This window comes from Phytobacter sp. (assembly GCF_059074235.1).
In genome coordinates this window covers 702,261-724,576 of record NZ_JCACPZ010000008.1, presented here as the reverse complement: position 1 = coordinate 724,576, position 22,316 = coordinate 702,261, and the positions used below count along the sequence as shown (strand labels likewise).

The window sequence follows — 22,316 nt, the reverse complement described above, 5'->3', positions numbered from 1 at the left end:
TTTCGGTGTAACTGAATCACATGACGCTATCAGACATCCAGTTTGCGTCCGGTCAACCATTCCACCATCGCCGGATCACGATGCGAGAAGAAGGCGCTGGTCGCGGTGTCCAGAGCGGTGATGCGCAGCATATCGTCCGCAGTCAGTTCGAAGTCCAGAATGTTAATGTTCTCTTCCATCCGCGACTTGCGAACCGATTTTGCCAGTGAAACGATGCCGCGCTGGAAAATCCAACGCAGGACGACCTGACCCACGCTTTTGCCATATTTTTCGCCAATCGCGGTCAGAACCGGATGCTGGAAGAGACCGTTTTTTCCCTCAGCAAAAGGCGCCCAGGCTTCGGGTTCGATCCCGCGACTTTTCATCCACGGGGCGGCATGCAGTTGCTGATTGAACGGGTTAACTTCAACCTGGTTTACGGCGGGAACAATATTGTTAAACGCGACCAGGTCAGCCAGTCGGTCCGGTTGGAAGTTGCTCACACCGATGGCACGAATTTTCCCGGCCTGGTGCAGTTCTTCCATCGCACGCCACGCTCCGTGAACATCGCCATACGGCTGGTGAATCAAATAGAGATCCACATAATCCATCTGCAGGCGATTTAGCGAACGTTCGAACTGTGCTTTTGCACCTGTGTAATTTGTGTCCTGTAACCACAATTTGGTGGTGACAAACAGTTCGTCACGCGCAATGCCACTTTGCTTAAGCGCATTCCCGACCTGCGTTTCATTCTGATAAGACGCGGCGGTATCAATTAGGCGATAGCCCGTCTCAATAGCATCAATCACTGCACTCTCGCACTCTGCGGCATTGGTCATCTGGAAGACACCAAATCCCAGCAGGGGCATTTCAACACCGTTGTTCAGTTTTACCGTTTGCATGACGTTATCTCTTAAATATTGTGTGTAAAAAGCATAACGCAAAGCGATTTATTCGATTAGAGGGTGTAATTCGCTAGGGTTAATTAGCAGAGTTCATAAATAAAATGCACTCTGCCAGGTAGCCGCGTTATTGCAGATTTTTGTCTTTAAGAAATTGACTGACCAGATCGGCAATCTGGACATTGTTCAGGTCTGAGAAGGGGAAGTGCGTATTGCCTTTAATTCCCGCTTCCGGCAAATGAATGACCGTAACGTCTCCGCCGTGTTTATTCACCACATCGCGCCATTCACGGGCCATAGCCAGACGAACTCGCCAGCTATCCTGCGCAGGCATGGCGACAGGTTTATCCGGAATGTTATCGCCGTAAATAATAAGAACAGGAATTTTAGTCAATGCGGCAAACGAAGCGGCAGGAACCGGTTCGCCTTTCAGCGTGTCGAACGCACTGGGCATGGGCGCAGGTAATTCATTCTCAGGAAAAACAAAACTGCTGCCCGGCTCAAAGGCAACAATGGCTTTCACTTTATTGTTTTTCATCGCGGTGTACCAGCCAGGGCCGCCACCCTGAGAATGCGTGAATAAGATGGCCGGACCGGTTTTATCTACTACCGCTGACATTGCGTCGGAGATGACGTTAATGTCAAAAGGCCCGGTGTTCGGGGTCATCTGGCGAAAATACTGATTAAGCGCTTCCTTGTTATGGGAGAACTGTACGTCTTTGAAATAAACAGGCCAGATGCCGATGCGGAACTGATTGAACCACATTTGCTCATCGGGTTTTGGCGTCACGGTACCTTCTACCGTACTACGACCTGCATTGCCTCTACGGGGTTGATCAACCAGGTATGTCGAGAAGCCGCGGCGCAGGAAAATATTCTGAAATCCTTCACGACCATCAGGCGTGCTTTCCCAGGTGCGGGAAAATTGCCCGGCACCGTGCAGCATAATTATCGGGTATTTGTGCGGATGTTCCGGGATCTGATAAAACACCGAGGCGTGATCGCCATGATACGTCTGACCGGCAGAGTCCAGCGGTTTTTTAGCGTCAAATTTCCCTGGGGCCGTGACGACTGAGCCTCCGGCGGAAAAGCTTCCTTGCGCCTGAATAACCAAAGGCTCTGCACCGACGGCCTGAGCAATAAAACCGCTCATCAGAAGGCACAATGCCAGCGTATTTAAAGATTTTTTCAAAGGTATCTCCTCTCTCATTTAACGCTGTTCTTATAAACGATGAGCATCGCACTGATGCCCATCGAGTCGGTTCACTTTGCGCTGGCTAACGCCTGCTGAAGTGCATTTTCAGCCCGTGTTGCGCCATCGCTTTCACCCTGTTCACGCAGAACCTGAGCGAGCTGGCGCAATTGCCCGGCGGTTAGCCCGACCCGCAGGCTGGCACGTGTATGTGATAACAACTGAGATTCGACTCCGGGTGTCGCGGCCAGAGCGCCGACGGTAGCCAGTTCGCGGCTCTGCCAGTCAAGGTTGTCGCGGGCAAAAATATCGCCAAACAGATGTGTCTGCAGGAACTGGTTAATCTCGGGGACAAATTCAAACAGGGGGCCTTGTACGGGCGCACCCGATATTTTGGTCTGGTTTGCGATGCCCAGTTGCCGAAGTGCATCGCCAGTGGGAATGGCAGCGACAGGCGCTTTTCCCGGCACATCGTGGATGCCACGCTGCTTACGCTCATTCACCACTTTCATTAATACGTTCAGCGCATTAAGACTGCGGGGAAAACCGGTGTAGGCATACAATTGAACCAGAATCTCTTTCACTTCGCTGACTGTCAGCCCGGCATCCAGCCCCTGGTTGAGTGCCTGATGGAGCTTCTCCATATTGCTGCTCGCCATAAACGCAGCGATCGGGGGAATCGCCTGCTGGCGTGCGGACAAGCGGTCGGAAACCGCGGGTTGCTGATGCATCTCTGATGCTCCTTTTGTGACGGGTGCGGCATGGATTAACGGTGCTGCACTGAATGTGATTATCAGCACTGCCGCGAGGGTTTTAATGCGCGAGATAGTCTTCATCTGTCACCTTTTCCATCCATACAACATTTTTGCCTTCCACATTTCCGGTCACGGCCAGATGGGTCATCGCACTGTTCGGTGCCGCCCCATGCCAGTGCTTAACGCCTGCCGGGCAGGAGACGACATCACCCGCCCGAATGACCTGAATCGGTTTGCCTTCTTCCTGAGTGAGACCCACGCCGGACGTGACAATCAGCCGCTGACCTGCCGGATGAGTGTGCCAGGCTGAGCGTGCACCGGGTTCAAAGGTGACATACGCAGCAGAAACGTTGATTTCAGGATTCGCAGAAAACAGCGGTTCAACGCGTACCTTCCCGGTGAAATTTGCCGCAGGCCCGGACAGGGACTTTTGACTTCCCGCCGGTAAGATTTGCACTGACGTGGGCGGTTCCTGGGCGACAGAAGCGAAGGTGACGAGAGGTAATAACAGTCCAATAAAGCCAATTTTTCCGATCATGCAAAGCGTCCTTTTCGTTAAGTGTGGATGCTGCGTCGCGATGATTTTACTGATTCCCTTTGGTCGTCAGGCTGACGGATGACTGACAATTCTGTCAGTTGGGCTGTCGCGTACTCGCCAGGATTATTGTCTTACTTCAAGGACATAGCCCATTCCGCGAACCGTATGCAGTAATGTACTGGCAAAAGGGGTATCCACTTTCGCCCGCAGGCGCTTTACTGCGGCTTCCACAACATTGGTATCACTGTCGAAATTCATGTCCCAGATTTGTTCAGCAATCATCATTTTGGAAAGGATTTGCCCCCGGTGGCGGGCTAACAGACTGAGCAGGGAAAACTCTTTGGCGGTGAGTTCCAGCCGGGTGCTGTCCCGAAAGACCCGGCGGGCAAGAAGATCAAGATGTAAGTTATCAATGCACAGCTGCGTGATGTCTGCGCCATCTGTTTTACGACGACGCACAAGGGCCTGAATACGGGCAACCAGTTCAATAAGTGAGAACGGTTTTGGGAGGTAGTCATCTGCTCCAAGGTGCAGGCCTTTCACTCGCTCATCGACCGAGCCACGGGCTGAGAGCATGAGTACCGGTGTTTGTTTGCGCGCACGGAGTCCTTCCAGCACCAGGTACCCATCCATGCCTGGCAGCATGACGTCGAGGATCACCGCATCGTAGTCAAATTCAAGAGCATAATGCAGACCTTCCGCGCCATCTGCGGAAACGGCAACAATAAACCCCGATTCTTGTAGAGCACGACTAAGATAAGCCGAGGTTTTTACTTCATCTTCAATTAATAATACATGCATTAGGTGTCATTCCTCGCCATGTATTGAAGCGTGTAAATGGCGTTTTAATGCGAGAAATAATAAATTCCCGGCTATTTTTTTACCGGGATTTAGCAGGGGTTGAAATGTCTGCTGTTGTTTTCATTGATTATTTCTTACAGGATGAAATTAAATGAAGTATACGCATTTTTAATAAATAAATTCTATGCGGATATCAGATAAGGGTAATTAGCTGAGCTCATTAATCCAGTAGAATTAATCGGTCAGCTATAAATGACCCTGAACGGGCAACCACCCGGAGGTGCGCGGCCCGTGGCCTGGCGTAAATGTCAGCGGCTGCGCTGAAAGTGAGTCACACCGTGTGGTGAGCAAAAACTGACAATATTGTTATTCAGGCGTCATTATGTTGTCAGTTACACGCTTCTAGTCTGAATACGAAATGTATTTATTGTGAGCCTGAAATCAGGTCGTTGTATTGACTGGAGTGAATATGAAATACTCATTATTAAATGTGATGCTGATTACTGCGGCGGCGGGCATATCCTCTGCCGCGTCGGCGGCGGACTATCGACAGAATCCCTTTACGCTGACTTATGAAGGTGCGATTACCGAGAATGTTAAAGGAAAAGTGAATATTCATCCGGTCACGTATAAATTAAATGGCCTCGATATTGTGGCCAACGTTTATACGCCAGCCAATTACGATCCGGCAAAAAAATATGAAGCAATAGTGGTTGCCCATCCAAATGGTGGGGTGAAGGAGCAGGTCGCGGGTTTGTATGCCCAGCGTCTGGCGGAGAAAGGTTATATTACCATCACGGCGGATGCCGCTTACCAGGGAGGGAGCGGCGGCTACCCACGTCATACGGATAAACCAGCTAACCGTGTGGAAGATATTCGGGGTATGGCGGACTTTATCACCCGTTACGCAGGCGTCGATCCTGACCATCTTGGGTTGCTCGGCGTCTGTGCAGGTGGGGGATATTCGTTGAAAACGGCGCAGACCGATAAACGGTTTAAGGCCGTTGCGACCTTGAGCATGTTCAACTCAGGGCTGGTGCGTAAAAACGGTTTGCAGAACACCGAAGTCGCAACGTTACAGGATCGTATGCAAAAAGCGACCCAGGCGCGTGCTCAGGAACAGGCCGGTGGTGAGATTATCTATGGCGGTGCGGCGAACCCAACGGATGAGGAAATTGCCAAAATACCGTCAGATTTATACCGTGAAGGCTATGAGTATTACTATCGGACACATAAACACCCGAACTCCACGTTCTTGTATCCGTTAAGCAGCATTCTGGATTTAGTGGATTTCGATGCCACACACAATATGGAGCTTATCAACCAGCCTCTTCTAATGATGGCGGGTGATAAAGCCGATACGTTGTATATGACGCAAGACGCCTTCTCTAAGGCTACCGGGACCCAGCAAAAAGAGTTGTTCCTGATTAAAGGTGCCACCCATATTCAAACCTACTGGAAGCCGGAGTACGTGAATCAGGCCGTCGACAAAGCCACGACCTTTTACGCGAAATACCTCTAAGCCTCTCTCCCCTCTGCCGCTGCTCCCTTCAGGCGACAGAGGGGCATTCCTCAAATCAGATTAAATCGCGCATCCGGCACCGGCAGCGGTGGCAACGGGCTCTGTCCGGTCATGTCCATCAGGTTGCGTTCAATTGACGTACAGATCGCATTCAGTGCGAGGTTATTGGGGTGCGTACCAAAAGGGTGCTCCATCTCTTCGGCAATCGAGTCCCAGGACAGGAAGGCGTAAGAGATGAACATCGACACAAACGGTGTCATCAGGTGCAGATCTGAAACCAGCGCCAGCGGCAGCAGGGTGCAAAACAGATACACCGTCCGCTGGAGAATCAGTGAATAGGCAAAGGGCACTGGGGTGTTGGCGATGCGCTCGCAGGCACCTAAGCAATGTGACAGTTCGTTCAAATTCCCATCGATGTTTTGCCACACAAAGTCATTGATCTTGCCTTCCCGGCGCAAGCTGGCGAACTCCTTGCCCATAAACAGAAGGATGCGATTGGTGGGCGACGTACTTGTGAGCACTTCAGCCGCTCTGTCTTCTGGCAACAGGCGTTGCATATCTGCCGACGCATCCATCTGGCGAAGCTGGTGATTCAATTGCCAACTGAACGCGGTCAGGTAGCGTGAGAGCCTCAGTTGCGTTTCACGATCGTCAGGCAGCGCGCTCATGGTCTGGCGCATCAGGCTGCGGGAAGTAATAGAGACCGATCCCCAGATCATTCGTGCTTCGGTGTAGCGGCTGTAACTGGCGTTGTTACGAAAGCCCAAAAAAATTGCGATGGCGATGCCCAGCAGGCTGAAAGGGGCCACGGTCAGGTGAATATTCAGGTTTTCATAGTATGGCCAGGCGATGATGGCCACGATGGACATAAACAGGTTCAGCCCAAGTCGAAAGATAATCATCGACAAAACCGAGCCATGCCAGTTGAAGAGCCTGACGAACCAGCTCTGGGGGGGACGAACGATCATACGAGTTCCTTTACATGCTTTTATTTTATATGCAGGTGGCCAGTACAGTGCCGGCGCGAGAATTTTAGTCTGAATGGATTTTCTCGCAAGCACCCAGAATCATTCATCATGTGGTCCGGACGCTGGTGAGCAGTAGTGGTTGTCGAATGCGTTTGTTGCATCATGGGCTTACGTTTTTCAAAAACAGGTTTTACAAATAATTGGTCATAAATTATTTATAGAGTGAATCTATCAATGGTGCTGGATTGATAAACCGCTTTAGGCTGGTGGCTCGACAGTCGTGGAGCACCACGTAATCAGTAAGACCTGAACCTCATACATCATTCCAGGGGAGGATATACGCTCCGGATGTTGCAATTAAAATATAACAATACGAGCTGGAGCTTGTTTGGTGAACACCAGAACGGTTCATGGGGGAGCAGAGACATGAATAAAAGTCAGTGAATTGACATAATAAAAATGCAGAGGGTATTCAGTGTTGATACACCAAAAACTATCAGATCGTACATTCTGTTTTTTTTGGATATTTCTATTTATAGATAAAGCCTATCAAGATTGTTCGATATCTGTTGCCAGATTTGCAATATTTATTGGGGCATTAGCCAAATTAAAGCGTTTATTCCTTGATGGGTAACGATCCCAAATGCTTACAATAGAGAATGATTCGCTAAGCATATGATTTTTGCAATGTAATTAATCATGACCAGATATGACGTTGTGCTTGAATTTATCGCTGAAAAAACTATGATGAGGAAGAATACATAATTAATATTAACGAATCTTAACGCAGACAAGAACATGAACAACCTGTTGACAACATCAGCAATTGAAAAGATCACGCCTTTTCTCGTCAATGTAGGGGGCACTTTTGTCATATATGCGTCACAAAATCAAAGCATAAAATTTAGAATGCAAAACAAGCAGTATGTTTATTACCTTACTGAAGGTGAGGTAGACATGCACCGGGAAGTCGACGATATTTTACTTTTAACGATGAGAGCACCAAAAATTCTTGGACTCAGCTTGTTGAGCTCCGATGACTGTTTTCACTATATGAAAACAACGAAAAATTCAAAATTAATCGCGATTGAGAAAAGCCACTTTCGGGAATTGGTTGAAACTCATAATCTGTGGAAAGAAGTCTTTACGATAACCTCATCTCTTATGAAGGCTTACTTCAAAAGAGATGAGAGATTTAGCTCTAAAAATGTCTATGACGTTATCAAAAACAATCTGGAGGTTTTATGGGAAAGCCCACCTATGGAAAGAAAAAAGATATCCATTTTTAAATATATCCTTAGCCGAAGTGATATGTCTCGAAGCTCACTAAGTAAAGTGCTTAAAGATTTAAATGACGGTGGTTACATCACCATCTCCAGAGGTAAGTTATTGAATGTTAGAAGCTTACCTGAAAAGTACTAACATTATTTAGGTGGCATAAAGAACAGTTTCCAACCGGATTTTTTCCTCGCCCCAATATCATATTTGATATGCTGTCTGTAGTTTAAAAAAAGGAAAACAAAAGGAATAATGAAACAAAGTACAAGTATTATTACCACAGCAACTGCCCATCCTGTCATTTAACCTCTCCGCGTGACGCCAGTGCAAAAAGATAGAGTTCATTTCTGTTTTTTAATTTCAGTTTGCCTAAAATGTTGCGCCGGTGTGCACTTACCGTTTTTTTTGAAATGTGCAGTGCAGTTGATATATTGTCATCATGCAAACCAGATGAAAACAATGAAAAAAGAAGGTTTTCCTTTAATGATAGTTTCTTAATCACCCGTTCCGGAGCGACTTTCGCTTCGTCTTCCAGTGAGTCAAAGCACTGCAGATAGGTGAGTAAATCGTAATGTGCTGGAAGTATCAGTGTGTTTCTTGTTTTTTGCTGCAAAGCAGTAATACGGTAATAGTCATTGTCAGAGATGATAATATCAAAGGTGCTGGATTTCGGATAAGCAATGGTTTCTGGCATGCTGCATGACTGTGTTATTGTGTACAGACAAGTGTGAAAACATCGCGTTCTTTCGATCAGCTCCCGAATGCCAAGAAGTAAAAAGCTATTTTCAGTGACAACAAAGATTCGTATAAATGAGATGTTACGTGCCATTTTATCCTGCCTCCTTAATATATCTCGTCCATAATCTCCGATGTTAATAATAAATTATCCACTCAAAATAAAAGCGGTGAGTGAAAATTGGCCCTGACATAAAGGGATTTCTTATTATGTTTATACTCAGTACGACTACTGAGATGGCAGTATACAATCTTAAGTTAAATCTTTATGGGTATTTATAGACAAAGGCAGATGGATTTTGTGATAAGCATGTGTGTAAAAATACACATTACGTTCTCTCATTCGGCCAGAACAACTACGCTCAATGTGGGTATCCATGCTTGCCACCACACAATGTACATAACACACCGAATAGTTTTCCACGCTCAGGCGTTTGCAGGATAACTGTTCTCTGGAGACCACCGCTATGATGCGTATTGTTGCCCTGGTGACTGTCGGAATATTGATGACCCCATCATCCTTCGCTGTACCGCTTAATTACAACATCAACACCGACAAAACCGTTGTCGCCTTGTCATGGCACGCCTTTGGTAGCACTTTATCTCATGCTTCACTGGTAGGCGTGACCGGCGATGTTAAGCTCGATACTGACAACGATTTGGACGATCGCATCAATGTGAGCATCCCGGTGAAGACGCTGGTGGCCTCGAATCATTTGCTAACCTGGCAACTCAAGAGCGGCATGTTTTTTGACGCCGAACGCTACCCTATGATTGTTTTCACCAGTACGCGAGTGGTGCAACAAACCGCAGGACATTTTCGCGTGTTTGGCTCGCTCAAGGTAAAAGATATCCAGAGACCGGTGATTCTGGATGCGGTGCTCAATACACAGGACGACTCCAACGGAATGCTTGCACTCCATGTCACCACGGCGATTTTTCGCTCGGCTTACAACATGGATAAACTGTTGGCTGTTGTTGATGACCGGGTCGCCATTGCGATTGATATTCAGGCAATAGCCCAGTCTGGTACATAAATGCTCCCCCTTCAGGACAGTGCTGACTGGAGTCTGCGGGCGCTATCGGCCATGTCCGCTACCGGATTGCGACCGATCAGGACAAACTGGTAGCCGCCATGTTGCCACCAGGCAATATGCATTCCATGGCGTTTTTCATGGGCGATATCACTGCGATTGCCTGAGCGTTGCGGTGAGATGCAGAGCGCCATCGGGCCATATTCCGCATGCATCCAGGCTATTTGGGCAATAGATGTGCTGTCATACCGCAGCATACGCACCATTTTCAGTTCCGCCCCTGACACGACAAGCTGCTCCTCGGTGAGTGTCAGCCCAATATCCTGCGCCGTTCGTGCCAGCCCCCGTGCCAACATGGCTGATGAGCTGTCCATATCGAGCAGCGTTTCCGCGCTGTACAAAGACATGTACTGCGCTTCCAGCGCACGAATGGTTTCACCGTCATCATCGTCGTTAGGGGGATTACGGGCCAGAAAACCCAGTCCCGAGCCAATAATCAAAAAACTCAATGAGGCGGCAATCAGTGAACGACGGCTGATGCCTCTCGTGGCAGAAGGTACCCGCGGTTTCGCGAGCAGCGTTTCCAGTCTGGCCTGCATACGGCTTTGTGGCGCGTCATCCAGCAATGGGGCAAAAACCTCTGCAATCCCACAATGGCTTTTCATCAACTCATCGGTGCGCGCAGCCAGTTGCTCATCAGAAATGAGTCTCTGCTCAAAATGTTCGGCATCGGCGCTGCTCATCTCACCGTCAAGCCAGGCGACAATAGCCTCATCGTTGTACGGTGGAGCAAAATTCAGTGTCGTCACGTTCTCTTCTCCTTCACCGGTACAGGCTGTTCTTCAGATTTCGCCAGGGCTGCTCGTGCGGCAGCCAGACGACTCATTATCGTACCCGCTGGTACGGATAAAGTCTCTGCCGCTTCCTGATAAGTGAAACCTTCAACGTAAACCAGGAACACGGCATTGCGTTGAGCCTCTGGAAGGGCGCTCACGCGTTGCATGATTTTCTGGTAATGCCGCTGCTGCTCATTGTGGGCGTGGGTATCGGGCGCGATGAGCTCGTCACTGTCAACAAAACCTTGCCCCATGCGGACGCGGCGGGCACGCAGGTCAGAGATCCAAATGGAATGGAGGATGGAGAACAGCCATCTGTCTATGCGAGTGCCAGGCGTAAATTGCGCGCTCTTTTCGAGCGCGCGTACGCAGGTGGATTGCACCAACTCTTCGGCAACATCCCGGTTGCGCGACAGAACAAGTCCGTAACGCCAGAGTCGTGTCAGATGGGCTGCAAGTTGCAGGCGAACCTCACTGGTGGTGATTTTCTTATCCTCGCGGTGAACCTCAGGATTCTGGATGTCCGTTAATCGCGGCGTTTAAATCGCGATACTCCTCGCAACCTGTCCCACACAAGCTGGCGATGGTTTTTAACTGCTCACGGGCAAGATCAGGGCGGCCCTTAATCATCCAGGCTTCACCCAGATACTCACGCACTTTTGCATAGGTTGGGTCCAGCGCCAGCGAGCGCTGGTAATAGCCGATGCCTTCATCGGTGCGGCCCAGTTTCCGCGTGGCGTAACCGCGGTAATTCCACGCCTCAGCGGTATTTCCATTTTTCAGCGTATCCAATAGGTTGAGCGCGGCCTGGTACTCCCCTTTTTTGGCCAGATGATAGGCATAGTTGGTTTTATCCTGATCGCTAAGGCTACTGGTTTTTTCCGGGACACACTGTTTTGTGGCGCTGTCGTACACCTGACCGGTAGGACAATCCGGTGTTTTACTGTTGGTATTATTGTCGCCCATGGCAAATGCGCCAGGGATAGAGAGCGAAATACAGAATGCCATCAGCAATGAGTAGCGAATGGCACGCGGTACAGTGTAGGAAGAGATGTTCATGCGATGACTCCATCAGGGTGTGTGAAGAGTTAACGCACCAATCGGCAAGTCTATTCGACCCAAAGCAGACTTTTTTACGCAAGGGTGAAAAACGCCCCTGGCCGGTAACCACCGGGAGCGACATTGATGAACTATTTCGGGCCGAACATGGCTTCCAGCTGTTTTTCATCAGGCATGCCCACCACCTGCTGAAGTTCCTGCTTATCATTCATGTAATAGATTGCAGGTGTGGCATTCGCGCCGGTTTCATCCATCAGTTGCTGATGATATTGCACGGCATTGAACACCTCTTTTGAGGTTTTCTCCGGGAACGGTGGCAGCGTTTTGCCATTTGAAAGTTCATAGGCGCTCCAGGCTTTCGCGGGGTCTTCTGCGCTAAGAATGGCCGATGCATAGCGCCCACTTTGTGGATTAATGACCGCCACCATCAGTGTACTCACTTCCACTTTCCCGGCGGTGATCCACGGCTGGGCAGCGGCCCAGAACTGTTTGCAGTACGGGCAGAAGGGGTCGGCAAACACTACCACTTTGTGTCTGGCCTCCGGGTTACCTTCTTTAATCCCTTTGGCGGCGGTGAGTTTTTCCCACAGCTTGCGCCCCTGTGGGATGTACAATTCGTTTTTGAACACCTCTTCGCTGAGGTTTTTCCCTTTTTCATCATAGAGGTAGCCCGAAATGGCGTGTTTGCCATCCGGCGTTAACCAGATGGTGACACCCATATCCTGATACTGACCGAGCCAGGTTCTTAATCCGCCTTCCGTCTTCACCTCTTTAATGATTTTGATGCCCTGTTTTTCGACCTGTTGAACGGCAGGGGGAAGCGGTTCACTGGCCCAGACCATCAAAGGGAGAGCAGCAAAGAGCGCGATGTACTTATGCAACATGGTAATGTCCTTTCAGCGGGCAGTTCCGATAAAGTCTGTCATTGTGATTGAGTATTCATGGTAACCACCCGTAACCAAAAGGCGACAGAAAAATGGACAGTAGGCTGCAAAATGCCATTCAGCTGCGTAAGCAGGAAGAGTATGAACAAAGCCGGGCAGCATTACGTCTGCTTCTGGATGAACCAGAACTGCGTGCGAAGGCATTTCTCCACACCGCGTGGTCATTCGATAACGAGGGCAAAGAGCGGGAGGCTGCACAGGCTTACCGTTGCGCATTACATGAGGGGCTTAAGGGGGATGACCTGTTCGATGCGCAATTTGGTCTGGCATCGACCCTGCGCTGCCTTGGGGAATATACCCAGGCGAAGGCGTTATTTAACGAGATTATGGCAACCTGGCCGCAGGCGAGCGAAGTCAGGCCGTTTTATGCGCTCTGTCTGCACAATCTGGGTGAGCACCAACAGGCGGTGGCGTTGCTGCTGGAATGTATTGCTGACTCTCCGGATACACGCACCGCCCCTTATGAATCTGCATTACGCCACTATGCGCAGCACCCGGATAAGCAGTGGTGATTTTGGGCGACATTTTGTCGCCTCTGATCGGACGATAACGGTATTCACTTCCCTCCGCCTTACGGTGACCATACCTCATCTTGAGTATGAGGGATTGCAAATGAAGACACTCTTTACGCCACTGAATGTGGGAAACATCGAACTGGCGAACCGCGTGGTGATGGCACCCATGACACGCTCGCGTGCCCGTAGCGGTGATACTGCGGATGAACAGACTGCGCTTTATTATGCCCAGCGAGCCTCTGCGGGGCTAATTGTCACCGAAGGTTCTCAAATCTCTGTCCAGGGACAAGGATATTTATTTACCCCTGGTATTTACAGCGCAGAGCAGGTCAAGGGCTGGCAACTGACCACACAGGCCGTGCATGACAAAGGGGGGAAAATCTTCCTGCAACTCTGGCACGTGGGGCGAATTTCCCATGTCAGTTTGCAACGCGATGGGGTAGCCCCGGTCAGCAGTGTTGCAGTCAAGGCAAAGAACAGTAACTGCTATGCCATTGATGAACAGGGTCAGCCCGGTCAGGTGCCGACCTCAGTGCCTGAGGCACTGAGCGTCGAGGGCATCAGATCGATTACCCGTGACTATGTGACGGCGGCACAAAACGCCATCGCTGCCGGGTTTGACGGTGTCGAAATCCATGCGGCAAACGGGTACTTGCTGGAACAATTTATCAATGCCGGGCTGAATACTCGCCAGGACGAATACGGCGCCAAGACGCCAGAAAGCCGGGTGCGTTTCACCCTTGAGGTGACGGACGCTATTGCCGCAGCCATCGGCCACGATAAAACCGGCATTCGTCTGGCCCCGTTTGGCCGTTTGTTTGATATGCAGGCGTTTGCGGGGGAAGAGCAAACCTGGCTGCATCTCGCGGGTGCCCTGACTACGCGCAATCTGGCTTACGTTCACCTTAGCGATCAGCAAACGCTGGGTCAGCAGGCTATTCCTGACGGTTTCCTGAAAAAATTCCGTAAGGCGTATCAAGGCGTCCTGATCATTGCCGGCGGTTTCGACAACGTGCTGGCAGAAAAATACCTGCAAGAGGGCTATGCCGATCTGATTGGCTTTGGTCGGCCGTATATTTCTAACCCTGATCTGGTTGAGCGCATGGCAAATGGCTGGCCGCTCACTGAGCCCGATCGCGCTACGTTCTATGGTGGTTCAGGCGTCGGTTACACCGACTACCCTGTGTACTCCGCTTAATCAATCCAGTAAACCGGCCTGCGCCGCATGCCGGAGTTCGTCGACCACAAAACGAATTCTGGGTAGCAGATGCCGGTTTTTCGGCCACATTGCGCTAATGGGCATTTCTCCTCCGGAGTGCCCGGTCAGTACCTCTTTTAACTCCCCGCTTTGCACATAACGCCCCACAAGCCATAACGGTAGCTGAGATAAACCGCAACCGGCGAGGGTGGCCGCCAGCATGCCATCGCCATCGGAAAATTCATGGGTGGCAGGCGGGGTAAAACGCAGGATGCTGCCATCGCTCTCTTTTAACAACCAACTGAGCGGTTGATTACGCCGATAACCGACAATACACCGGTGCTGAAGGAGTGCTTGCGGCTGAGTGGGTTCACCCTGTGAGAGGAGATACGCCGGAGAGGCACAAATGATCAGTTTCTGTGTCGTCAACCTGCGTGCGACCAGGCCGCTACTGTCCTCCAGTTCGCCAATACGAATGACCAAATCAATCCCTTCTTCAATCTGGTCAACAAACCGATCGCTAAACGTCATGGTCAGAGACAGTTCGGGATACTGACGGGTGAGGTTAAGCACAATGGGCAGAATGCGTTGACGGCCAAAAGCGGCTGGCACATCAATACGCAACCGCCCAGATGGCTGGGTGATATGCGACGTCAGCTGTGCTTCGGCTTGTTCAAGGACGGCAAGTGCATTCTGGCAACTGACAAGATAAGTCTCGCCATCGGGTGTCAGACTGAGTCTGCGGGTCGAACGTTGAAACAGTTTAAGCCCTAACCTTTCTTCCAGGCGGCCGACACTCTTGCCGATTGCCGATTTGGTTAACCCCAGTCGCTCCGCCGCCGCCGTGAAACTGCCGTGCTGTGCGGTGGCAACGAAGGCCGTAATGCCGCCGAGATTATCAATTGTACGCATCGTTTATCAGCCCATTCAGAAAGTGAAGGAGGCAACAGTAGCGCGTTGCCTTGCACGGCATTGACGAATTTATGTCTTAAAAGAGTAGAGTTTAAGCCTGTTTATCACCGTGAATGCGTCAATCATAGTATTGCCTCCCTGAATATTTTGGAAAAGACGATGACGAACAATAAAGGTTTTAAACACGTAGGTTTGCTGACAAAGAGGAAAGATCAGAGTTTTGACGAGTTTGTTACGCACTGGCACGATATCCACACCGCGATTGCCCTGGAATTACCCGGCCTGAAGGGGTATGTGCTCAATCCTATTGACCGGCGTCTCTACCCGGACTCACCGATTGATGGGTTCTCTGAATTGTGGTTTGACTCGATAGAGGAGGCGAAGGCGGCGTTTGCTTCCCCGGTCGGTCAGGAGGCATTTGCTGATGTGCCTGAGTTTGCCGATGCGGTGGCGGTCACCTATGTCAGCGAAATAAGAAAGCGTTGATATTGACGCCTGCTGAGAAAACTGTGGTGAAGCAAAAGAGGTCACTTCACCACGTTGTCTCAGACTTAGCGCAGCATAGCCACTAACGCCTGCGCGACGCCTTCAGAGCTGGCCGGGTTTTGCCCGGTAATCAGCTTGCCATCTTCCAGAATGAAGGGCGCCCAGTTAGGGCCTTTCTGGTAGTGCGCGCCCTGAGCAATAAACTCATCCTCAATCAGGAAAGGCACCACGTTGGTCAGTTCCACGTCGGCCTCTTCACCGTTGGTAAAGCCGGTGACGTTACGGCCTTTGACCAGCGGCTCGCCCGCGGCGGTTTTCACGTGGCGCAGCACACCTGGCGCATGGCAGACAAACCCAATCGGCTTACCGGCACGTTCAAAGGCTTCAATCAGCGCAATAGAGGTCGCGGACTCGGCCAGATCCCACAACGGGCCGTGGCCGCCAGGGTAGAAGACAGTATCAAAATCGCCTGCATTTACGCTGTCCAGTTTGACGGTGTTCGCCAGCGCCTGCTGTGCAGCCGGGTCTGCTTTGAATCGATGCGTCAGTTCGGTCTGAAAATCGGGTAGATCGCTTTTTGGATCCAGCGGCGGCTGGCCGCCCGCAGGTGAGGCGAGGGTAATGTCCGCCCCTGCATCTTTGAATACGTAGTAAGGCGCGGCAAACTCTTCCAGCCAGAAGCCCGTTTTCTTACCGGTATTGCCCAGTTCGCTATGTGAGGTCAGTACCATTAATACTTTCATTGTTCTCTCCAGATAAAAGGGGGAAGGCTTAGCCTTTTAAGAACGCTTCGATCGCGTCCTGCTTGTCCTGATAGGGGGCGCGCAGACGAAGGTTGGATGCACCATCCTCGCTCTGTACGACCACCGGTTTGTAGTGACTGAAGCGACGGAAACCATGAATGCCGTGATAAGCCCCCATACCGGATGCCCCCACGCCACCAAACGGCAGACTGTCAATGGAGGCGTGCGTCATCACGTCGTTGATAACCAGCGCACCTGAGGTGGTTCTGGCGACAAATGCGGCCTGGCGCTGCGCATCGTTGCCAAAGTAATAGGCTGCCAGCGGACGCGGTCCGGCATTGATGTACGCCATCGCCTCTTGGCTGTTGCTGATGGTTTTAACCGGCAGCAGCGGCCCAAAAATCTCTTCCTGCATAATCAGCATGCTGTCATCAGCACCGAGAACCAGATGCGGCGCAATTTTACGGCTGTCAGCATCAAAGGCCGGTTCGCCCGCCGGGGCGAGGCTGATTATTGTGGCCCCTTTGGCTGCGGCGTCATCCAGCAGCGCGACCAGACGTGCAAAATGTCTCTGGCTAATGATAGCGGTGTAGTCCGGGTTAGCCTGCAGAGTCGGAAAACTCCGTGCGACAAAGGCTTTTGCGGCATCGATAGCAACAGGAATGCGCGCTTCCGGCAGCATTAAATAATCCGGCGACAGGCAAATCTGCCCGGCATTAAAGGTCTTGATGGTCAGGGTTCTGTCGATGGCCTGTTCCACATCTGCATCCACGTCGATAACCACCGGGGATTTGCCGCCCAGCTCCAGCGTTACCGGCACCAGGTTTTCCGCCGCCGCCCGCATAACATGTTTTCCGACGGTGGTGCTGCCGGTGAAGATCAGGTGGTCGAACGGCAGTCCGCTAAAGGCCTGGCCGACATCTGCATCACCCAGCACCACGGTCAATTCGTCGGCGCTAAAGTAACGTGCAACCAGTTCTGCCAGCAGGGCCGAAGTGTGCGGCGTCAGTTCAGACGGCTTAAGCATGGCGCTGTTCCCGGCGGCAAAAACGCCGGCCAGCGGACCAAAAGCCAGATTAATCGGGAAGTTCCACGGGCTGATAATGCCCACTACGCCCAGCGACTGCGGCTCAATCCACGCCTTCATGCCGGGGAATGGCGCGTCGACGTGTTCTGGCTGCATCCACTCGCTGAGCTGTTCAGCGGCGTGCTGCAACATTTTCACTGTGGTGGCGATATCGGCGACCAGCGACTGGTAATGGCTGCGATGACCAAAATCGTTGCTCAGCGCGGCAAGAATGGCCGGGTAGTTTTCGGTGATCAGCCGGGCTGCTCTGTTCAGGCGATCCTGGCGAACGTCTGCGCTGGCGGGTCCGTTTTGCAGGTGAGCCTGTTTCATGGCGGATAACTGCGTCTGTAGCGCGGTTTTGATGTTCTCTGACATAGCGATATTCCGTGTTCGTTGCGATGAATAAAGCCTAACGGATGCTGGTATCTCGCCGCCAACAACGCTATTTTGGCAGGGGTATAAATATTTTTATGGGGTAGCTATGTCACTTATCCGGCTTCGCACATTTGTGGAAGTGTATCGCCAGCGCTCGATAACTGCGGCGGCCAGAACCCTCAACCTGACGCAGCCCGCAGTGTCGCAACACATTGCCGGGCTGGAGTCGACGGTTGGCAAACCGCTTTTCGAACGACAAACCCACGGCGTAGAGCCGACCTCCGCCGCCGATGAACTGGCCGCCGATATTGGCAATAAGCTGGACGCAGCAGAAGCGGCGCTGGCATCGGCGAGAGCGCGTTCGTTGGGGATTGCCGGTACGTTGCAGATAATCGGTCATGCCGATTTTATGGCGGAAAAACTGCCGGAAGGGCTGATGCCCTTGCTGGAGGCCGATGTACGTATTCGTATGCACACCGGGGATGGGCCGATGGTCATCCAGATGCTGCTCGACGGCCATTGTGATTTGGGGATTTCTGCGCACCCGGTCACCGACGAGCGCTTAAAAAGTGAAGTCATCTATAGCAACAAGGTTGTTGCGGTGGGCTGCCCGGCAGTTTTCGAACGGGTAAACCAGGCGCGGGATATTGCGCAGGCGCTGGGTGACGAGCCGTTACTGGCTTATAACCTGGAGCTGTCGCTCATTGATAACTGGCTGCAAAAAAACCACATTGACGCACCGGATACGCTTCCGGCGGTGGTCGGCCAGGATTTGCGTGCGCTCAGAAGTCTGCTGTGTAAAGGCTTTGGCTGGACGGTGCTGCCGGAATATCTGTGCCGCGAGCAGTTACGGCGTGGGGAACTGATTGAAATCCCCGCCCCGGTGGGCAATACCGACATCAGCTATAACCTGATTTGGCTACCGTCATCGCTGCGTCAGCCCCGGGTGGCCCATGCCCGGGACGTGTTGATATCACATATTCACACTCGTTGACAGTCTGATAAGCCAATCGAGTCGTCGAGAAAATGCACTCAATAGCGTAAAATAATACTTATCAGGTTGTTGAGATAATATTAGGGCGCTCGATAAGATGAACATCAAACAACTCAAATATTTTTGCCAGGTGGTAGAGTCCGGTGGAATAAGTCAGGCGGCGAAAGCATTTTCGCTGGCACCTGCGGCCATCAGCCTGCAAATAACCGCGCTGGAAAAAGAGTTAAATGGTGAACTCTTTAATCGCGGTTCCCGGCCCATGACATTAACCCGTTTAGGGGAATTCCTGTTTAAAAAGGCCCATGAGGTTATCTTTAATTTTGAAAAACTGGAAAAAGATGCCCATCATTATGCCCATGCGAAATCCACCGAACTGAACTTAGGGTTTGTCCGGTCGGTGATGTTTAACTTGATACCCGAAACTATCAAGTTGTTCGCTGAAAACTACGGTCATATCAACATCACGCTCAAAGAGGTGCTGTCAGAATACCAGCCTGAACTGTTGACTGAAGGGGCGATTGATATCGGTTTTACTCGAGAAATGTCTCTGCACAAAAGCACGCCAGAGCAGGGGCTAATGCGTGAACTGATCTTTATTGATCCGCTGGTGGCCGCTATTCCTATTAACCACTATCTCAGTCGGAAAAATTTCATTACGCTGCGTGACTTTTGTAATTCGCCTTTTATTATCTTTCCCAGCGATCCGAAAAGTCACTATTCTTTGCATATTCTAAATCAGTTCAATGAATATGGTGTGCAGCCTGCGGTATCGCATCGAGCGGTAGAAATTCACACCGCACTTGCGTTGGTCGGAGCGGGATTAGGCGTGACCTTAGTGGGGAAATCAACCATCCCGAATAACCGCCAGGATATTATCTTCTTACCCATCGAGGATTTTAACTGCCTGAGTTATATCTACGCGGTCTACAATGCGAAAAGCACCAACCCAAATATTAACTACTTTATTGAAATGATGAAAAGGGTTGCCGCATGACAACCCTTTGACGTGACGCTGTTACGCTATTTCATCAGGATGTTTTGGTGTTCAACTGCTTATCGGTTAATGGCTCGGTAATGGTGAACAGGACCAGCAGGCAGAGGAAGGAGCCAAACGCCATAAAGCCAAACACATGTCCCCAGGTGTAGTGATCGAGCAGGTAACCGGCGATCAGCGGGCAGAGCGCACCGCCCAGTTGCCCTCCGGTATTGATCAGCGCACCGGCAACCGGGAACACCTCTTTGGTCGTCAAGGCCATCGGGTAGACCATGTAAGCGGAGAAGCCGAGGTTAAACAGGATACCGGTCAGCAACAACAATGGGCCGAGGATCAGGGCGTTATCCGGTGCATTAATCAGGATAACCATCATGATGACCGTGGCAATGGCTGAGAGCATCATCAGCGGTTTGCGGCGCTTGTCGAGAATACGATCTGAACACCACCCGCCAATAATGTTACCGATGACGGCACCAATCCACGGCGCGGATGCCAGCATGCCCATCGTCGCAATCGAAAAGCCTTTTTCATTCATCAGATAGGTGGGGATCCACGCCAGCAGCACGTTAACAATGCCCATCATAAAGAAGTAGCCGAGCATACTGCCGAGAATATTCCACGAACGGAAAATGCCCTTTGAGGAGTCAATCAGCGTGACTTTACGGGCGCGGATAACTTTGTCCAGACCGCTAAAATTGCGTGTAAGGGCTGCTGCGGTAACGCTGGTGCTGGTGCTAGTTGTGGCCTCAAGAACGGGGGCCTCTTTTTCTTCAATCAAGGCGATTTCCGCCTCTGAGCAAAACCGACTCTCCTGTGGTGTATTGGGTACCAGCAAATACCAGATGACGCTCAGGAAAATGCCCGGAATGGCGAAGAAATAGAAGACGTAGTGCCAGCTGTAGTAGTACAAAATGAGCGCGCAGATGGGCGGAACCAGCACCGGGCCAAATTTTGCCGCCGACAGAAAAATGGCTGTAACAATGCCTTTTTCCCGGGACGGGAACCAGCGGTTAATGGTCGAAGTGATACCAATCGGCAGAGGGCCTTCCGCCAGACCGAGCACAAAGCGGGATACCTTCAGCCCGAGGATAGAGGTGGAAAAGCCTACCAGGCCAGTGGCAATCGAGGTCAGAATCATCGACAACGAGAAGATTTTGCGCACACCAAACTTTGCGTACAGAAAGCCGCTGGGAATCTGCGCTATCGCATAGGCCAGCAGGAATAAACTCGCCAGTGCGCCCGCTTCGGTGTTAGACATATGGAAATCATTGCGAATAAAGGGTAACACGACGCCAATATTGGCACGATCGGCTGCGGCAATCGTATAGACCAGGAAAATGAGTGTGGTCACCACCCAACGAAACTTGCTGCTCTTTTTTATATTAATCATAATTATGCTCGTATATGTAGGGGTTATTTATATAGTTTGTTTTGTGTTCATAATACTCTGTTGGCTAATGGCTGCTTTTTATTACGCGTTTTTATTATTCCGGGTTTTTTAATCCTAATTCACTGAACACTGAATTTAGCCCCATTAATTCAGCCGTTGTCGCGCCTGCCATAATTTTCTCTTTGAAGATTCGCTCTTTTTCTTCACGCAGTTCAGACAAACGAATAACCTCATCCAGATGATCCCTTTCGATAACCACAAGACCATCGGCGTCCCCGACTATAATGTCTCCAGGATGGATAATACAGTCATTAATAAAGAGCGGAACGTTGAGCGTACCGGGCTGTTTTTTCTCGGTGCCGCGTATGCAAAGCCCTTTGGCAAAGACGGAGAAACCCGCATCAATCATGGCTTCACTGTCGCGAACGGCCCCGTTAACCACCAGACCGGCAAGGCCAATAGCCTGAGCCTGCGCAGTCAGCACATCTCCCCAGATCCCCGCACCAGTAAAACCATCGCAATTGATCACCAGTACCTGGCCCGCTATGGCATGGAGCAGGGCGTAGTGGATCATTAAATTATCACCGGGACGCATCTGTAATGTCAGCGCCGGACCGGCCATTTTCATTTTACGTGAAAGCGGTTTAATGGCGGAATCAATCGCACCAATGGCCCCTTGTGCTTCGTGAATCGTTGCTGTACCTAATTTCCCCAGTGCTGCAATATGTTGATGAGTGAATGGCGTATTTAATTCCGTCATGACTTTACCTCTTTTGTTTTTTTAAAGGCGAGCGAAAATAACCAAGAAAATGTTGGTGTGATGATTTATGAATAACGCTCTTGTTGTCTTTAAATGATTATTTATCTATGCACTCATAATAGGGAATTAAAAATACGGGACAATAGAGGTTTATTTAATACAATTTAAGAAAAACTTAATCAACGTGGATGTTCTGACGTGATTGAAAATTCTCGAAGAAAAAATCCTGTAAAAACATAACATTAAAAATATTTTTATATTATTAACTTATTTTTATCACATAAGTGCAGTGTGATTATGTGATAACACAATCTCTTTTTTGCGCTTGAGAGAGCGC

24 protein-coding genes are annotated in these 22,316 nt (G+C 50.5%); 8 read left to right on the top strand and 16 right to left on the bottom strand.

The features are described 5' to 3' along the window. Nucleotides 1-29: 29 nt before the first annotated feature. The 5 genes from AC5JPW_RS21315 to AC5JPW_RS21295 all read right to left on the bottom strand — a co-directional run bounded on the left by AC5JPW_RS21315 (nt 30) and on the right by AC5JPW_RS21295 (nt 4,167). Entirely contained in the window at nt 30-881 is an 852-nt protein-coding gene (locus AC5JPW_RS21315; protein ID WP_494243073.1) for an aldo/keto reductase, read from the bottom strand. A gap of 127 nt (nt 882-1,008) precedes the next feature. After that, entirely contained in the window at nt 1,009-2,073 is a 1,065-nt protein-coding gene (locus AC5JPW_RS21310) for an alpha/beta hydrolase (RefSeq protein WP_494243072.1), read from the bottom strand. A gap of 71 nt (nt 2,074-2,144) precedes the next feature. Beyond that, nucleotides 2,145-2,909: a carboxymuconolactone decarboxylase family protein gene (locus AC5JPW_RS21305; protein WP_494243071.1), complete on the bottom strand. Its 765-nt coding sequence runs from the start codon at nt 2,907-2,909 to the stop codon at nt 2,145-2,147. Then, nucleotides 2,887-3,366, bottom strand: a complete 480-nt coding sequence (locus tag AC5JPW_RS21300; RefSeq protein WP_494243070.1) for a (R)-mandelonitrile lyase — start codon at nt 3,364-3,366, stop codon at nt 2,887-2,889. Before AC5JPW_RS21300 ends, AC5JPW_RS21305 begins: the two co-directional genes overlap by 23 nt. A gap of 123 nt (nt 3,367-3,489) precedes the next feature. Continuing rightward, the gene (locus tag AC5JPW_RS21295) at nt 3,490-4,167 is read right to left on the bottom strand and encodes a heavy metal response regulator transcription factor (RefSeq protein WP_494243069.1); all 678 of its coding nucleotides are present in this window, start codon (nt 4,165-4,167) and stop codon (nt 3,490-3,492) included. A 469-nt stretch (nt 4,168-4,636) separates the two neighbouring features. Here AC5JPW_RS21295 and AC5JPW_RS21290 point away from each other — a divergent pair, with 469 nt between their 5' ends. Then, the gene (locus tag AC5JPW_RS21290) at nt 4,637-5,689 is read left to right on the top strand and encodes an alpha/beta hydrolase (RefSeq protein ID WP_494243068.1); all 1,053 of its coding nucleotides are present in this window, start codon (nt 4,637-4,639) and stop codon (nt 5,687-5,689) included. 50 nt (nt 5,690-5,739) lie between these two features. Here AC5JPW_RS21290 and AC5JPW_RS21285 read toward each other — a convergent pair whose 3' ends face one another. Continuing rightward, nucleotides 5,740-6,657 (bottom strand): bestrophin family protein, encoded by a 918-nt coding sequence (locus AC5JPW_RS21285; RefSeq protein ID WP_494243067.1) that lies wholly within the window; start codon nt 6,655-6,657, stop codon nt 5,740-5,742. Between the two features lie 798 nt (nt 6,658-7,455). On the opposite strand from AC5JPW_RS21285, the gene AC5JPW_RS21280 reads away from it, so the two are divergent. Then, nucleotides 7,456-8,079, top strand: a complete 624-nt coding sequence (locus AC5JPW_RS21280) for a helix-turn-helix domain-containing protein (RefSeq protein WP_494243066.1) — start codon at nt 7,456-7,458, stop codon at nt 8,077-8,079. A gap of 154 nt (nt 8,080-8,233) precedes the next feature. On the opposite strand, the gene AC5JPW_RS21275 is transcribed toward AC5JPW_RS21280, so the two are convergent. Then, the gene (locus tag AC5JPW_RS21275; RefSeq protein WP_494243065.1) at nt 8,234-8,764 is read right to left on the bottom strand and encodes a response regulator transcription factor; all 531 of its coding nucleotides are present in this window, start codon (nt 8,762-8,764) and stop codon (nt 8,234-8,236) included. 373 nt (nt 8,765-9,137) lie between these two features. On the opposite strand from AC5JPW_RS21275, the gene AC5JPW_RS21270 reads away from it, so the two are divergent. Beyond that, nucleotides 9,138-9,707 carry a YceI family protein gene (locus AC5JPW_RS21270; protein ID WP_494243064.1) on the top strand — a complete coding sequence of 190 codons (570 nt, stop codon included), beginning with the start codon at nt 9,138-9,140 and terminating at the stop codon, nt 9,705-9,707. A gap of 11 nt (nt 9,708-9,718) precedes the next feature. Here AC5JPW_RS21270 and AC5JPW_RS21265 read toward each other — a convergent pair whose 3' ends face one another. The 4 genes from AC5JPW_RS21265 to dsbG all read right to left on the bottom strand — a co-directional run bounded on the left by AC5JPW_RS21265 (nt 9,719) and on the right by dsbG (nt 12,483). Then, nucleotides 9,719-10,513 (bottom strand): anti-sigma factor family protein, encoded by a 795-nt coding sequence (locus AC5JPW_RS21265; protein ID WP_494243063.1) that lies wholly within the window; start codon nt 10,511-10,513, stop codon nt 9,719-9,721. After that, on the bottom strand, nt 10,510-11,061 hold the full coding sequence (locus tag AC5JPW_RS21260) for a sigma-70 family RNA polymerase sigma factor (RefSeq protein ID WP_494243913.1): 552 nt from the start codon (nt 11,059-11,061) through the stop codon (nt 10,510-10,512). Before AC5JPW_RS21260 ends, AC5JPW_RS21265 begins: the two co-directional genes overlap by 4 nt. Next, entirely contained in the window at nt 11,048-11,548 is a 501-nt protein-coding gene (locus AC5JPW_RS21255) for a tetratricopeptide repeat protein (RefSeq protein WP_494243911.1), read from the bottom strand. Before AC5JPW_RS21255 ends, AC5JPW_RS21260 begins: the two co-directional genes overlap by 14 nt. A gap of 182 nt (nt 11,549-11,730) precedes the next feature. Continuing rightward, a complete protein-coding gene (gene dsbG / locus AC5JPW_RS21250; protein WP_494243062.1) occupies nt 11,731-12,483 on the bottom strand; it encodes a thiol:disulfide interchange protein DsbG in 753 nt (250 codons plus the stop codon). A gap of 92 nt (nt 12,484-12,575) precedes the next feature. Here dsbG and AC5JPW_RS21245 point away from each other — a divergent pair, with 92 nt between their 5' ends. After that, nucleotides 12,576-13,055, top strand: a complete 480-nt coding sequence (locus tag AC5JPW_RS21245) for a tetratricopeptide repeat protein (protein ID WP_494243061.1) — start codon at nt 12,576-12,578, stop codon at nt 13,053-13,055. 100 nt (nt 13,056-13,155) lie between these two features. Continuing rightward, on the top strand, nt 13,156-14,256 hold the full coding sequence (locus tag AC5JPW_RS21240; RefSeq protein WP_494243060.1) for an alkene reductase: 1,101 nt from the start codon (nt 13,156-13,158) through the stop codon (nt 14,254-14,256). On the opposite strand, the gene AC5JPW_RS21235 is transcribed toward AC5JPW_RS21240, so the two are convergent. After that, entirely contained in the window at nt 14,257-15,168 is a 912-nt protein-coding gene (locus AC5JPW_RS21235) for a LysR family transcriptional regulator (RefSeq protein WP_494243059.1), read from the bottom strand. It lies immediately after the preceding gene. 159 nt (nt 15,169-15,327) lie between these two features. Here AC5JPW_RS21235 and AC5JPW_RS21230 point away from each other — a divergent pair, with 159 nt between their 5' ends. Continuing rightward, nucleotides 15,328-15,654: an EthD family reductase gene (locus AC5JPW_RS21230; RefSeq protein ID WP_494243058.1), complete on the top strand. Its 327-nt coding sequence runs from the start codon at nt 15,328-15,330 to the stop codon at nt 15,652-15,654. 65 nt (nt 15,655-15,719) lie between these two features. Here AC5JPW_RS21230 and AC5JPW_RS21225 read toward each other — a convergent pair whose 3' ends face one another. Both AC5JPW_RS21225 and AC5JPW_RS21220 read right to left on the bottom strand, forming a co-directional pair. Then, complete coding sequence (locus tag AC5JPW_RS21225; RefSeq protein WP_494243057.1) at nt 15,720-16,397, bottom strand: type 1 glutamine amidotransferase domain-containing protein; 678 nt, start codon at nt 16,395-16,397, stop codon at nt 15,720-15,722. Nucleotides 16,398-16,425: 28 nt separating this feature from the next. After that, nucleotides 16,426-17,841 (bottom strand): coniferyl aldehyde dehydrogenase, encoded by a 1,416-nt coding sequence (locus tag AC5JPW_RS21220; RefSeq protein ID WP_494243056.1) that lies wholly within the window; start codon nt 17,839-17,841, stop codon nt 16,426-16,428. A gap of 106 nt (nt 17,842-17,947) precedes the next feature. Between AC5JPW_RS21220 and AC5JPW_RS21215 the strand changes: the two genes are divergently transcribed. Together AC5JPW_RS21215 and AC5JPW_RS21210 are read left to right on the top strand one after the other, a co-directional pair. After that, complete coding sequence (locus AC5JPW_RS21215; RefSeq protein WP_494243055.1) at nt 17,948-18,835, top strand: LysR family transcriptional regulator; 888 nt, start codon at nt 17,948-17,950, stop codon at nt 18,833-18,835. A gap of 97 nt (nt 18,836-18,932) precedes the next feature. Next, a complete protein-coding gene (locus AC5JPW_RS21210) occupies nt 18,933-19,829 on the top strand; it encodes a LysR family transcriptional regulator (protein WP_494243054.1) in 897 nt (298 codons plus the stop codon). A 34-nt stretch (nt 19,830-19,863) separates the two neighbouring features. Here the strand turns inward: AC5JPW_RS21210 and AC5JPW_RS21205 are convergent, their stop codons facing one another. Continuing rightward, nucleotides 19,864-21,219 carry an MFS transporter gene (locus tag AC5JPW_RS21205; protein ID WP_494243053.1) on the bottom strand — a complete coding sequence of 452 codons (1,356 nt, stop codon included), beginning with the start codon at nt 21,217-21,219 and terminating at the stop codon, nt 19,864-19,866. Nucleotides 21,220-21,313: 94 nt separating this feature from the next. Beyond that, the gene (locus AC5JPW_RS21200; RefSeq protein WP_494243052.1) at nt 21,314-21,979 is read right to left on the bottom strand and encodes an RraA family protein; all 666 of its coding nucleotides are present in this window, start codon (nt 21,977-21,979) and stop codon (nt 21,314-21,316) included. Nucleotides 21,980-22,316: the final 337 nt, after the last annotated feature.

Bases quoted from the DNA above. Each gene is read 5' to 3' on its own strand.
- AC5JPW_RS21315 (WP_494243073.1), bottom strand. From the start codon at position 881: ATGCAAACGGTAAAACTGAACAACGGTGTTGAAATGCCCCTGCTGGGA.
- AC5JPW_RS21305 (WP_494243071.1), bottom strand. From the start codon at position 2,909: ATGAAGACTATCTCGCGCATTAAAACCCTCGCGGCAGTGCTGATAATC.
- AC5JPW_RS21300 (WP_494243070.1), bottom strand. From the start codon at position 3,366: ATGATCGGAAAAATTGGCTTTATTGGACTGTTATTACCTCTCGTCACC.
- AC5JPW_RS21295 (WP_494243069.1), bottom strand. From the start codon at position 4,167: ATGCATGTATTATTAATTGAAGATGAAGTAAAAACCTCGGCTTATCTT.
- AC5JPW_RS21290 (WP_494243068.1), top strand. From the start codon at position 4,637: ATGAAATACTCATTATTAAATGTGATGCTGATTACTGCGGCGGCGGGC.
- AC5JPW_RS21285 (WP_494243067.1), bottom strand. From the start codon at position 6,657: ATGATCGTTCGTCCCCCCCAGAGCTGGTTCGTCAGGCTCTTCAACTGG.
- AC5JPW_RS21280 (WP_494243066.1), top strand. From the start codon at position 7,456: ATGAACAACCTGTTGACAACATCAGCAATTGAAAAGATCACGCCTTTT.
- AC5JPW_RS21275 (WP_494243065.1), bottom strand. From the start codon at position 8,764: ATGGCACGTAACATCTCATTTATACGAATCTTTGTTGTCACTGAAAAT.
- AC5JPW_RS21270 (WP_494243064.1), top strand. From the start codon at position 9,138: ATGATGCGTATTGTTGCCCTGGTGACTGTCGGAATATTGATGACCCCA.
- AC5JPW_RS21255 (WP_494243911.1), bottom strand. From the start codon at position 11,548: ATGGCATTCTGTATTTCGCTCTCTATCCCTGGCGCATTTGCCATGGGC.
- dsbG (WP_494243062.1), bottom strand. From the start codon at position 12,483: ATGTTGCATAAGTACATCGCGCTCTTTGCTGCTCTCCCTTTGATGGTC.
- AC5JPW_RS21245 (WP_494243061.1), top strand. From the start codon at position 12,576: ATGGACAGTAGGCTGCAAAATGCCATTCAGCTGCGTAAGCAGGAAGAG.
- AC5JPW_RS21240 (WP_494243060.1), top strand. From the start codon at position 13,156: ATGAAGACACTCTTTACGCCACTGAATGTGGGAAACATCGAACTGGCG.
- AC5JPW_RS21235 (WP_494243059.1), bottom strand. From the start codon at position 15,168: ATGCGTACAATTGATAATCTCGGCGGCATTACGGCCTTCGTTGCCACC.
- AC5JPW_RS21230 (WP_494243058.1), top strand. From the start codon at position 15,328: ATGACGAACAATAAAGGTTTTAAACACGTAGGTTTGCTGACAAAGAGG.
- AC5JPW_RS21225 (WP_494243057.1), bottom strand. From the start codon at position 16,397: ATGAAAGTATTAATGGTACTGACCTCACATAGCGAACTGGGCAATACC.
- AC5JPW_RS21220 (WP_494243056.1), bottom strand. From the start codon at position 17,841: ATGTCAGAGAACATCAAAACCGCGCTACAGACGCAGTTATCCGCCATG.
- AC5JPW_RS21215 (WP_494243055.1), top strand. From the start codon at position 17,948: ATGTCACTTATCCGGCTTCGCACATTTGTGGAAGTGTATCGCCAGCGC.
- AC5JPW_RS21210 (WP_494243054.1), top strand. From the start codon at position 18,933: ATGAACATCAAACAACTCAAATATTTTTGCCAGGTGGTAGAGTCCGGT.
- AC5JPW_RS21205 (WP_494243053.1), bottom strand. From the start codon at position 21,219: ATGATTAATATAAAAAAGAGCAGCAAGTTTCGTTGGGTGGTGACCACA.
- AC5JPW_RS21200 (WP_494243052.1), bottom strand. From the start codon at position 21,979: ATGACGGAATTAAATACGCCATTCACTCATCAACATATTGCAGCACTG.